The following is an 11,443-nucleotide window of genomic DNA, read 5'->3' on the forward strand; positions in this document are numbered from 1 at the left end:
CGGTCGCGGTCGATCTGCCGGGGCACGGCGCCTCGTCGCCCGTCGACGGTGATGTGCTTGCCAAGATAGCCTCGGCCGTCAGCGCCGCGCTCCGGGATCTCGCGCCCGGCAGGCTCCATCTCGTCGGCCATTCCTTCGGCGGCGCCGTCGCCGCACGGATCGCCGCCGCCCAGCCGTCGCGCGTGGCGTCGCTGACATTGATCGCGCCGGTCGGCTTGAGCCGGCAGATGAGCCGCGACTTCCTGGTCGACTTCGTCGCCGCCGAACGGCGCCGGCCGCTTCTGAACGTGCTCGAGCGGCTGTTTGCCGATCCCTCCAAGATCACCAACGACATGGTCGAAGGAACCCTGCGCTTCAAACGTCTCGAAGGCGTGCCGGAGGCATTGACGGCAATCGCCGACACCATCGCCGGAGAAGACGGCCAGTTGCTGTCGATCCGTGAGACGCTTGCCGGTCTTAACTGCCCCGTCATGCTGATCTGGGGCGAACAGGACCAGATCGTGCCCGTCCCAGACGCCGGCACCCTCCCGGCAAACGTCACCCTGCGCATCCTGCCCGATACCGGCCATATGCCGCAAATGGAGGCATCCGCCACCGTCAACCAGGCAATCCTCGAAAATATCAGGAAAGCCTCACAATAATCGGGCTGGGCCCGACAAAACGAACCTAACCATCAAATCGGGAGTACATCCATGTCTCAACGTTTGTCAGGAAAGCGCGTCCTCCTAACCGGAGGCGTAGCAAATATCGGCCTTGCCATTCTAGAGGCTTTTGTTGCCGAAGGTGCAACCGTTTCTGTGGTCGATATCGACGCTGCCAAGGGCAGCGAAGTCGAAAAGCGGTTCGGCGACCGCGTTCGGTTTTTCAAGGCGGATATTTCGCAGGAAGACGAAATCAAGGCGGCAATCGACCAGTCGGTCGCCTGGATGAAGGGGATGGACACGCTCTGCCTGAATGCCGGCATCCAGCTTTCCGGCAGGGTCGAAGACTTTTCCACGCGTGACTGGGACAAGGTGTTCACCATCAATGTCCGCGCCAATTTTATCTTCGCCAGGGAGTCGGTGAAACATCTGCGGGCCGCCGGCAAGTCTTCCATCGTGATGATGTCCTCGCTCGCCGGCAAGCGCGGCGCCCCGGGCCTGGTCGGTTACTCCTCGTCCAAGGCCGCGATCATCGGCCTCACAACCACGCTCGCAATCGAACTGGCGCGCGACGGTATCCGGGTCAATGCCGTGTGCCCGGGATGGATCGACACGCCGTTCAACCAGCCGGTCATCGATTTCATCGGGGGTCGGGAAAAGCAGGAATCGCTGGTCCCGATCGTCATTCCGCTTGGGCGGCAAGCCACGCCCCAGGAGGTCGCGCCGCTCTTCGTCTATCTCGCCTCCGACGAGGCTTCCTACGTGACGGCCCAGGCGATCAACGTCGACGGCGGCATCTACAACTGATTGCGGGCAACGATCGAAAGCACAGAAAGGCGAGAACATGATCAAGTTGATTTCACATGAGGCGGCTCTCAAAGCCCTTGAGGCCGGCGCAGCCAAAGCAAGAGAGCTCGGCGAGCCTTCTTCCTTGGCGATCGTCGATGCCGGCGGCAATCTGCTTGCCTTCCTGCGCGCCGACGACGCTGCGCTGTCGACCGTCGAAATCGCGCAGGGCAAGGCGTACACCGCTCTTGCCCTGCGCTCGCCCTCCGGCAACTGGCTGGAGCTGGTCCAGCCGGGCGCCGCGCTCTACGGGCTGGATGCCCTCGGCGGGCGCCGGCCGTTCGTTGTTTTCGGTGGCGGCCTGCCGGTGCGCGACGGAAAGACCGTCATCGGAGGAGTGGGCGCCTCGGGCGGGCCGGTGGAGGCCGATATCGCCATTGCTGAAGTGATGGTGGCGGTGCTGCAAGCTGGTTAAGCGTGCCTGACACGCTCGAACCAGGGGCGCCGCCGCCATTGAGGCGGCAGCGCCCCAACTTTCCATGGCTGGCAATGGGAATACGTCCCCAAGCCGAACAATCAGGATGATATCATGTCTGAGCACTCTATCCGCCTCGAATGGAAGGCAGCGCCGCACGCGCAACAACCGGCAACCTACAGCCGGGATCATAAGGCGACATATAGCGCGCAGGTCTCGGTGGCGGTGTCTGCCGCGTCTGCCTATCTCGGAAACAGCGAACTTGCCGATCCGGAGCAGCTTCTCGTCAACGCCCTGGCAAGCTGCCACATGCTCTACTTCCTGGCGATCTGCGAGGGGAACGGCTATATCGTCAGCAGCTACGAGGATGATGCCGTCGGCAAGGTATCGAAGAACCCGGATGGATCTTTCTGGGTATCGGATATCATTCTCCATCCCAAAACATCCTTTAGTTCGCAGAAACAGCCCGATCGCGAAACGCTGTCTCGACTGCATCATCGGGCTCATAAAGGATGCTTCATCGCAAATTCGATCAAAACCCACGTGTCGATCGAACTGGGCTGACCTCCAACGGCAGCGGTGGTCGTACACGTTTTCTCATTGTCGAAAGGAAGGTGCGGAATGAAAGATAAGCTTGTTGTTGTCGCCACGGTAACGGCGCACGAAGGAAAACATGAGCAGCTTCGCGAGGCGCTCCTCACCCTGATCCCGATCGCGCAAACGGAGCCGGGATTCGTCCAGTATGATCTCCATGAATCGCTGGAGCGCCCGGGCGAGTTCGTCTTCTACGAGATCTGGGAGGACGAGCAATCGCTGGAAGTCCACAACAATACCGAGTCAATGAAGGCGTTCGGCGCCCGCGCCGGTCAATGGATCCAGTCGGTCAAGTTGGACAAGTACAAGCGCATCTCCTGACCCGGCCCACAGGCTCCCGGCGCAAGACTGCCACGGGCTGCACATGACAAAGCCACACCCGATCAATCGGCACCGATCGGGTGGTCTTCGGCTGGAAGACCACCCGAAAGCAGTCCGTATTGTCCCGCAACTTTCTGCGCCAGCTGGGCCACGACGCCATTCAAGTGCGTTTCGGGACGTTTGATAAAGCTTGCCGTGAACGCCATGGTCGGCATTGTGTGGCCGACAGTCGTCAGCACCCGCAGCTTGCCGCTTGCCAGGTGATCCGAGACGACCTCGACAGGTATGGCGGCAATTCCAATACCATCAAGGGTCATGCGAACGATCGAAGACAGCGAGGAGTTCGGAAACAGCCGGACGCGCTGCTGATGGGCCCTATTGAAAAGCTCCGTGAGTTCCCGAAAAGGTTGGGTCTGTCGTGCAAAGGTGATGATCGGAAATGCCGTGAGCTCCTCCAGCGTCACGGCCTCCGGCCCCAAGGGGAAGCCCGCCGGAACCACCCAGTTCAGGGGATATTCGCAAAGCGGCAGATTGGCGACGTTTCCTGAAATCACCGGTCCCATGAGGAATGCGACATCGATGCTGTTTTCCTGAAGGGCGGCTGCGAGGTTGGCGGACCCGTCGACGTTGATTTCTAGTGTGATGGACGGGTATTCATGGTTCAGTCGCTTTAGCAATTCCGGCAGCCATGTGTGGACGATGGTGTCCGATACACCGAGCTGCACGGTCCCCTCCAAGGCATTCGCGCCGGCCACGGCGAGCACCATTTCGGTCCGGAGCGCCAGCATGCGCTCTGCATATTTCAGAATTTCACGCCCTTTGACCGTGAGACGGCTGCCACGCTTGTCCCGCTCGAACAGCCGCACCTTGAGCTCCTGTTCAAGCTGCGCAATGCGCGCGGAAACCGCCGGCTGCGTGGTGTGGAGCTTTTCGGCGGCACGGTGGAAGCCGCCCGTCTGAGCCACAATACAGAAGGTCTCCAAGGTGCGCAGGTCAATCATCAGGCCCACCTGTTCTCAACAACAACGGGTAACCATTGACGACTATGAGACCGGATGCAAGCTGCCTCGGCGAGAGGATAGGCAATCTCCTCGCCTGTGTCACGAGACCGAGTCTTCGCACTATAGGGCTGGCGCCTCGAACCGGAACGTCCCGTTCAGAAGATTCTCGTCGCGTATATCCGTGATCAGCATGCATCCAGGACTATGGGTCACTGCGATCGGCGGCTTAGCCTGCGCCAAAGCCACCTGCGGCGTGACGCCACACGCCCAGAAGACAGGCACTTCACCTTCCTTGACCGGAACGCTGTCGCCGAAGTCGGGATGGGACAAATCGCTGATCCCAATCGCCAGGGGATCACCGAAATGCACCGGCGCCCCATGGACCTGCGGCATTGCCGCTGTAATTTCGATCGCCCTTATGGCATCGGCCGGCTTCATCGGTCGCATCGAGACCACGAACTGCCCGGAGAACGGGCCAGCCGATACGCAATCTATATTCGTCCTGTACATCGGTACATTCGAACCGAGTTCGATATGACGAACGCCAATGCCCGCGTTCAAGAGAGCCCACTCGAAGGAAAACGAACAGCCGATCAAGAAGGAAACGAAATCATCCCGCCAGATGTGGCGGATATCGGCGATCTCCTCCACCAGCCTTCCGTCGCGGAAAACCCGGTAACTCGGAACATCGGACCGGATGTCGATGTTCTTACCGGCCTTGGCGAGGGACGGATCGCCGGGATTTCCGACGGCGAGCAACGGGCATGGCTTGGGATTTTCCAGGCAAAACCTCAGAAAATCGGTCGCCCACTGCTTTGGCAGGATCACCAGGTTTCCTTGCGCAAAACCTGGGGCCAACCCGGAAGTCTGCCCGGCGATCGCGCCAGTCCTGACATCGTGGCGAATCTGCTCCGGCTGACGATCCAGCACCGTTTCAAGCCTGTCCATCACCAGGTCCCTGTTCTCATGCACACACTTGTGCAAGAACTCGCGATTCCAGGCCCTTTCGTCAAATCTCCATATTCGATGACCCGAGATAGATTCTGCTGATCACGCAACGTAAGCGGCTCTTAGCTGGTTGATGCCAATCGTTTCCGGCGCCGCTGATAGAACTGCGTTATCAGACCCCATCGCCAACGACGATTTGACCTCCGGCCGGTCTGGCAGGAAAATCCGCAGTGAAACACCATGATTGGGAGGTCATTCGTGTCATCACTCCTGGGAATGGCGGCGGTTGCCGCAAGCTAAGACGAATTGCCATCTGCGAATTTGTCCGTAACCCCGAGAGCTCGAAACCGCGATCCAACTCCGCTGCAATTCTCATTTCAAACGATTTGAGGAGCGCACTTCGGCGCGGCAAATTTCCAAGTAAAAACAATAACATATACCTAGTTTTACTTGGTTGACAGGCGCCGAATACGGAGCAATACTCCCTCATCAACCTAACGAACGTTAGGTTGATCAATAAACCAAGGGGAGCAGTGGTGGCGGGCAACGCCCCTTCTGCAGTCTGTTTCAACATTGTCAGAAGGGAGTCAGCGATGACCGACAAAACGTCTCTATCCATCACCCGCCGCCAGACTTTGAAGTTCGGGGGCGCAGCTCTATCCGCGTCTCTCTTTGCCCCAGCCGTCATCAGGAGCGCATGGGCAGCGGAAGAGCCAATCACTTTGCTGACGTGGGAGACCTATGACGAACCGGAGTGGATCGCGGAATGGCAGGCGGCCCACGGGACCGAAATCAAGCCGGTGATCATCTCCTCGCTCGATGAAGTATTCGCCCAGCTTCAGTCCGGCGCCGTGAAGCCCGATGTCATCTATTCGGAGGCCTCGACAGCGGGCCGGCTGAAGAAGGCGGGCCAGATCACTCCGTTCGATATCTCGAAGGTCCCCAATATTTCCAACATCCTGCCCGGGCTGAACTGGCGCGAGCCGCTGACGGTCGACGGCGCACTGATGGGCATCCCCCTGCACTGGGGAACGCAGCCCCTGCAGTATAACGCCGATGCTATCAAGTCTGCGCCGACGAGCTGGGCCGCCCTTTGGGACAAGACCTATCAGGGGAAAGTCACGATATTCGATGACGCGACCGTCACGATCCCCATGGTCGCGCTATATGTCGGTGCGAAAAATCCGTTCAATTTGACCGAGGACGAGTTCACCCTCGTCACCAATGCGTTGCGGGAGCTGCGAGCCCAGGTGCGCGTGGTCACCCGAGGCTTCGACGATGCCGCAAACGTCTATGCCTCGGGCGAAGCGATTCTCGGCTACTGCCACAATGTGACCGTCGTCAACATCCTGAAGAAGAAAGGGCTCAACGCCAAATATTCCCTGCCGAAGGAAGGCACGCCTGCCTGGATCGAAGGGACCTTTGTCACCCCGAAAGGACAGCGTGACGTCGTCTACAAATTCCTCAATGACACCATGTCTGCGAAGTGGCAGGCGCGGTTCATGAAATTTTCGGGAAGCAACGGCGTTTTGACGCCGGTGGCGGCGCGCGAAGCCGGTCTGACTGAAGACGAGCTGAAGAACACCAATATTCTCGACTCCGATGATCCGAGCTTCAAGGACAATCTCGTCTTCTTCAAAGAACCCGAGGATGTCGAACGTCGTATTCAGCTCTGGAATGACTTCCTGGCCGGCACGCTCTGACGCCCGCAATCCAGCTGGAGAACGACAATGGGAACACATGAAACCGGCTCCGTGCTTTCGCTCGTCGGCGTTTCGAAAACCTATGATGGCGCCCAAAAACCGGCACTTGACCAGGTGTCTTTCTCGGTCAAGCCCGGGGAGTTCTTTTCGATCCTCGGGCCGAGCGGCTCTGGAAAGACGACAATTCTAAGGACGGTGGCCGGTTTCGAAAAGCCTGATACCGGTCAAATCGTCATGGCAGGCGAGGTGGTCAACTCAGTCGCTCCGAACAAGCGCGATGTCCGAACCGTGTTCCAGAGCTATGCCCTTTTCCCGCACCTCACGGTGCGGGAAAACGTCGAATATCCGCTCCGGATGAAGGGCGAGGCGAAGCCGACCCGGCGGACAAAAGCCGAGGAAGCGCTGGCGCTTACCGAAATGGCGACGTTTGCCGATCGGTTTCCGCACCAGCTTTCCGGCGGCCAGCGTCAGCGCGCTGCGCTGGCTCGGTCCATCGTATCGCGACCGAGACTTCTGCTTCTCGACGAACCGCTCGCCGCTCTCGATCTCCGCTTGCGCCAGCAAATGCAACACACATTGGTGGCGCTGCAGAAAGAGCTCGGCATCGCATTCATGTATGTGACGCACGACCAGGGCGAAGCCCTGTCGATGTCCGACCGCGTCGTCGTCCTGCAGGACGGCAAGATTGCCCAGCTCGCCACCCCCCGCGAAATATACTTTGCCCCGCAAAACGAGTTCGTTTCGCGTTTCGTCGGCCGCTCCAATCTCGTCGCCGTCAATTTCGAACCGTCCGATACCGGATTCGTGGGACGCGTGGAGGGGATCAAGGTTCCGGGACTGACTGCCAAAAAGGGCGGAACGGCGCGGATGGCGATCAGGTACGAAGCGATACAGGTGAAACCGCTCGATGAGGCGGAAGGGGCGCCCGACACCATTCCCGGCGTCGTGGAAGACGTCCTTTTCCTTGGCACCAACTGCGAGGTGAACGTCCGCTGCGGCGGCGTCAATCTCATCGGCACGGTACCGGCAGTGCGCCACTCGACATTCACGGTGGGCCAGCCGGTCAAGGTCGCCTTCGATGCAGCAAACACGCAGGTCTTCCATGACTGAGATCATTGCACCGGCACTGCCCGCACGCGCCGCTGCGCGGCATGCACGTTTTCCGCTGGGCCTTCGCCTTTCGAGCGTGCCGGTATTGGCGTGGCTGTTTCTGATCGTTGTCCTGCCGAACGTGCTTCTGGTCGGAATAAGCTTCCTGAAGAGCTCGGCGGGCGTCATCATCTTCGAGCCGTCGCTGGTCAACTATTCGAGGATGTGGAATTCGGCGGGCTTCTGGGTCCTGCTGATCAGAACGCTCTCGTTCAGCTTCTTTGCCTGCATATTCGCGACCCTCATCGCTTATCCGCTCGCTTTCTATGTCGGGCGCGTCGCCAAACGGAACAAAGCGCTTCTGACGATGCTGATCGTCCTGCCTCTCTGGATCAGCCTGCTCATGCGGATCTTTGCATGGCGCGTCATCCTTGGCCAATCCGGTGTTCTCAACGGCTTTCTGGTCTCGAGCGGGATTCTCGATGCTCCGTCCGAGGCGTTTCTCTACAGCCCAAGTTCCGTCATCATCGTCTTCGCTTACATTTCGGTGCCTTTTATCTTCATTTCCACCATGGGCGCTTTCGAGAAGATCCCAAACGATCTGATTGAAGCCTCGGAGGATTCAGGGGCGACGGCGCTACAGACATTCCGTCATCTGATCTGGCCCCTGACACGCCGAAATCTGGCAATTGGCTTTTCGCTCGCCTTCCTCGTGACCGTTGGCGATTTCGTCACACCGGCAATGATCGGCGGTATCGACGGAACCACACTGGGCGTCGTCATCTCGACCCAATTCGGCTTTGCGAACAACTGGCCCTATGGGGCTGCGGTTGCCGTCGCCCTGATGCTGAGCGTCGTGGTGCTTCTCGGCATCATCATCGCCCTGACCCCGGTGCGGGGGGTCATGGTCGGCGGAGAAAGCGATCAGTCCCCATCGTCGAACGGGGCAAGCTCGACCGGCTTCGGCCGGCGTTTGGGAGGGATCGGCTATATCGCGGCCATTGCTTATCTCTATGCGCCGCTCGCCATCATCATCCTCTTCTCGTTCAACTCCGCAAACCTTCAAACGCTTCCGTTGGAAGGGTTGACGCTGCACTGGTACCACCAGCTCTTGAACGATGCTTCCTTGATCGAAGCGGCTCAGCGCTCGGTGATCGTGGCAGCATGCGTGGTTTCCATATCGGTCCTGGTCGGAACGATATTTGCGCTGATTGTCCACTACGCCAAGCTGAAGGGTGCCCGCTTCTATGAAATGGTGTTCGCGCTTCCGATCGCTACACCGGGCGTCGTGCTGGGGATCGAGATGGTTCTCGGAACGGAGATCTTCGGAATTCCCTCAGGCATCACCCGCATCGTCATTGGACAGATGAGCTTCGTCATGCCGGTGACCTTTCTGCTGCTGCTCGTTCGGCTTCGCCGACTCGATCCCAGCCTCATGGAAGCATCGTTGGATCTTGGAGCGAGCCGCTGGCAAAGCTTCGTGCATGTGCTGTTTCCAATGATCAAGGGAACGATCCTGGCCGGCGCGTTTCTCGGCCTGACCCTTTCGGCAGACGATGTCATGGTGACCCTGTTCCTGTCGGGCGGAGCACCGACCCTGCCGATCTGGGTTTTCAACCAGATGCGCTTTGGCTTCACGCCATCGGTCAACGCGGTGTTCTCGATCCTGCTGATCATGTGTCTTGTCATCGTCACGATCGGCAACTGGAAAACTGCCGCGAAGCACGCCCGCGCAGCCCGCTGACGAGCAGCGAGATGGGTTCTCGTCGACCAGGACGGGGCGGTAACGACAATCGGATGAGCGCCGTTTGATGCGTCATCCGCCCAAGGATGCGTTTTCTAAAGAAGGAGACTGCGATGGTGGAAAGACTGGATTGGCCGATGAGCGGCATCGAGGGATTTGACCGAGGCTTCTCGACGGTCAACGGCGTGAGGCTGCACCATGTCAGCGGAGGGCGTCCAGACGGCGAGGTGGTCGTATTGTTCGCCGGATTCCCCCAGAGCTGGTACGCGTGGCGTAAAATCCTGCCGGCGCTCGCCGCCAAATACCGGGTCATTGCCCTGGATCTCCCCGGACAAGGTGATTCAGATCGCCCGGTTGGCGGCTGCGATACGAAAGGCATTGCCAAGATCGTGCGCGGCCTTGTCGAAAAACTGGGTGCCGATCGGCACTACCTTGTCGCCCATGATATCGGCGCCTGGGTCGCCTATCCCTACGCAGCGCTTTACGGAAACAGCGTTCTTGGTTTGGCCATTCTCGATACGGGAATCCCCGGCATCAGTCTTCCCGATGCTCTGCCCTGGTCGCCCGAAGTCGCCTGGCGCACGTGGCACGTTGCCTTTCACAACGTCCCCGACTTGCCGGAGGCGCTCATTGAAGGTCGGGAAGACATCTATCTCAACTGGTTCCTGCAACGCAAAGCGGCCAATCCGCAAGTGTTTTCCGAAAGCGATTTCGACGAATACCTGCGCGTTTTCCTCTATGGCGGCCTGAAGGGTGGTCTTGCCTATTACCGGGCAGTGTCGTTATCGGCGGAGCAAAACCGGGAGCTTGCCGCCAAGGGAAAGCTTGAAATGCCGGTCCTGGCCGTGCGCGCCGATCAAGGTTCCATGCCTGACCTCGTCGCACAACTGCAGAAGATCGCGACCAATGTCCGTGGAACCGCGATCGAAAACTGCGGCCACTATCTGGCAGAAGAACAACCGGACGCGCTGGTGCGCGAGCTCCTGCAGTTTTTCAGGTGAACCCGTATCGACAACCCATCCTGCCCAAGAGGGATGGGTTGTTCCGGCTGCGGTTGATCGCGGTGATCGACCGCAGCCCGCCGTTTCAGCGCCGACGACGGTGCGAACGGCACGCATCAACATATGCCGCAGAGATCACAAAGGAGGGAAGCAATGTCTGGTTTGCAGCTACCACAGGACAAGCTGATCGAGGTCTACCGCAACATGCGGATGATCCGCCGCTTCGAAGAGCGGGTGATGGACGAGATGGCAAGCGGCGACATTCCCGGCAACACCCATCTTTATGCCGGTGAGGAGGCAAGCGCCGTCGGGGTCTGCCTGCATCTCGACGAGGGCGACTACATCTCCTCCACCCATCGCGGCCATGGTCATTCGATCGCCAAGGGCGTCGACATCGACAGCATGATGGCGGAACTGTTCGGCAAGGCGAGCGGCACCTGCGGCGGCAAGGGTGGGTCGATGCACATCGCCGACCTGCGCAAGGGCATGCTCGGCGCCAACGGCATCGTCGCGGCAGGCGCGCCGATCACCTGCGGCGCAGCCCTGAGCGCCAAGCTTCTCGGCACCAGGCACGTCGCCGTCGCCTTTGCCGGTGACGGCGCGATGAACGAGGGCGTCATGTCCGAGAGCTTCAACCTTGCCAAGATCTGGATGCTGCCGATCGTCTTCGTCATCGAGGACAACGGTTTCGGCGAAGCCACCGCCAACGCGCATGTCTCCGCCGGCAGCTTCACCCGCCGCGCCGAAAGCTTCGACATCCCCGCCATCGAGGTCGACGGGACGGATGTGTTCAGCGTCTATGAGGCGGCCGGTCAAGCCGTTGCCCGCGCCCGCAACGGTGGCGGGCCGACGATGCTGCACGTCCATGTGCCGCGCTATTACGGCCACTATAGCGGCGATCCCGACAACTACCGCACACCGGAGGAAAAGGCGGCGATGCGCCGGGAGCGCGACTGCCTGGTCAACTTCCGCAAGCGGGTCGCCGAGGTGTCGCTGCTCGAGGCGGCCGAACTCGACGCCGTCGATCGGGCGGTTGACGCCGAAATCAACCGCGCCGTCGCTGCCGCGCGCGCCGCACCCTTCCCGCCCTTGTCGGCTCTGACCACCGACGTCTACGTCAAGTATCTGTAAGGACGACGA

General features: G+C 59.9%; 12 protein-coding genes. 10 read left to right on the forward strand and 2 right to left on the reverse strand.

Annotated features, from left to right (window positions below):
* The 5 genes from CO671_RS32410 to CO671_RS32430 all read left to right on the forward strand — a co-directional run.
* Positions 1 to 641 (forward strand): alpha/beta fold hydrolase (locus CO671_RS32410; protein WP_141514512.1); only part of this gene is annotated, 641 nt, incomplete at its 5' end.
* Between the two features lie 51 nt (positions 642 to 692).
* Positions 693 to 1,448, forward strand: a complete 756-nt coding sequence (locus tag CO671_RS32415) for an SDR family NAD(P)-dependent oxidoreductase (RefSeq protein WP_097609172.1) — start codon at positions 693 to 695, stop codon at positions 1,446 to 1,448.
* Between the two features lie 37 nt (positions 1,449 to 1,485).
* Complete coding sequence (locus CO671_RS32420) at positions 1,486 to 1,902, forward strand: heme-binding protein (RefSeq protein ID WP_097609175.1); 417 nt, start codon at positions 1,486 to 1,488, stop codon at positions 1,900 to 1,902.
* A 114-nt stretch (positions 1,903 to 2,016) separates the two neighbouring features.
* Complete coding sequence (locus CO671_RS32425; protein WP_097609176.1) at positions 2,017 to 2,466, forward strand: OsmC family protein; 450 nt, start codon at positions 2,017 to 2,019, stop codon at positions 2,464 to 2,466.
* A gap of 57 nt (positions 2,467 to 2,523) precedes the next feature.
* Positions 2,524 to 2,817, forward strand: coding sequence for a putative quinol monooxygenase (locus CO671_RS32430; RefSeq protein ID WP_010031848.1), 294 nt, complete (start codon positions 2,524 to 2,526; stop codon positions 2,815 to 2,817).
* 62 nt (positions 2,818 to 2,879) lie between these two features.
* On the opposite strand, the gene CO671_RS32435 is transcribed toward CO671_RS32430, so the two are convergent.
* Together CO671_RS32435 and CO671_RS32440 are read right to left on the reverse strand one after the other, a co-directional pair.
* Complete coding sequence (locus CO671_RS32435; protein WP_097609190.1) at positions 2,880 to 3,818, reverse strand: LysR family transcriptional regulator; 939 nt, start codon at positions 3,816 to 3,818, stop codon at positions 2,880 to 2,882.
* A 120-nt stretch (positions 3,819 to 3,938) separates the two neighbouring features.
* Positions 3,939 to 4,766 carry a putative hydro-lyase gene (locus CO671_RS32440; RefSeq protein WP_097609192.1) on the reverse strand — a complete coding sequence of 276 codons (828 nt, stop codon included), beginning with the start codon at positions 4,764 to 4,766 and terminating at the stop codon, positions 3,939 to 3,941.
* A gap of 593 nt (positions 4,767 to 5,359) precedes the next feature.
* Between CO671_RS32440 and CO671_RS32445 the strand changes: the two genes are divergently transcribed.
* From CO671_RS32445 to CO671_RS32465, 5 genes are all read left to right on the forward strand, one after another.
* Positions 5,360 to 6,469 (forward strand): extracellular solute-binding protein, encoded by a 1,110-nt coding sequence (locus CO671_RS32445; RefSeq protein WP_097609177.1) that lies wholly within the window; start codon positions 5,360 to 5,362, stop codon positions 6,467 to 6,469.
* Between the two features lie 27 nt (positions 6,470 to 6,496).
* Positions 6,497 to 7,579 carry an ABC transporter ATP-binding protein gene (locus CO671_RS32450; RefSeq protein ID WP_097609179.1) on the forward strand — a complete coding sequence of 361 codons (1,083 nt, stop codon included), beginning with the start codon at positions 6,497 to 6,499 and terminating at the stop codon, positions 7,577 to 7,579.
* Complete coding sequence (locus CO671_RS32455; protein ID WP_097609181.1) at positions 7,572 to 9,302, forward strand: ABC transporter permease subunit; 1,731 nt, start codon at positions 7,572 to 7,574, stop codon at positions 9,300 to 9,302. The genes CO671_RS32450 and CO671_RS32455 overlap by 8 nt, the downstream gene beginning before the upstream one ends.
* 113 nt (positions 9,303 to 9,415) lie before the next feature.
* Positions 9,416 to 10,303 carry an alpha/beta hydrolase gene (locus tag CO671_RS32460; protein WP_097609183.1) on the forward strand — a complete coding sequence of 296 codons (888 nt, stop codon included), beginning with the start codon at positions 9,416 to 9,418 and terminating at the stop codon, positions 10,301 to 10,303.
* A gap of 153 nt (positions 10,304 to 10,456) precedes the next feature.
* Positions 10,457 to 11,434 (forward strand): thiamine pyrophosphate-dependent dehydrogenase E1 component subunit alpha, encoded by a 978-nt coding sequence (locus tag CO671_RS32465; RefSeq protein WP_097609185.1) that lies wholly within the window; start codon positions 10,457 to 10,459, stop codon positions 11,432 to 11,434.
* Positions 11,435 to 11,443: the final 9 nt, after the last annotated feature.

Source organism: Rhizobium sp. M10, assembly GCF_002531955.1.
Classification (GTDB): domain Bacteria; phylum Pseudomonadota; class Alphaproteobacteria; order Rhizobiales; family Rhizobiaceae; genus Rhizobium; species Rhizobium etli_C.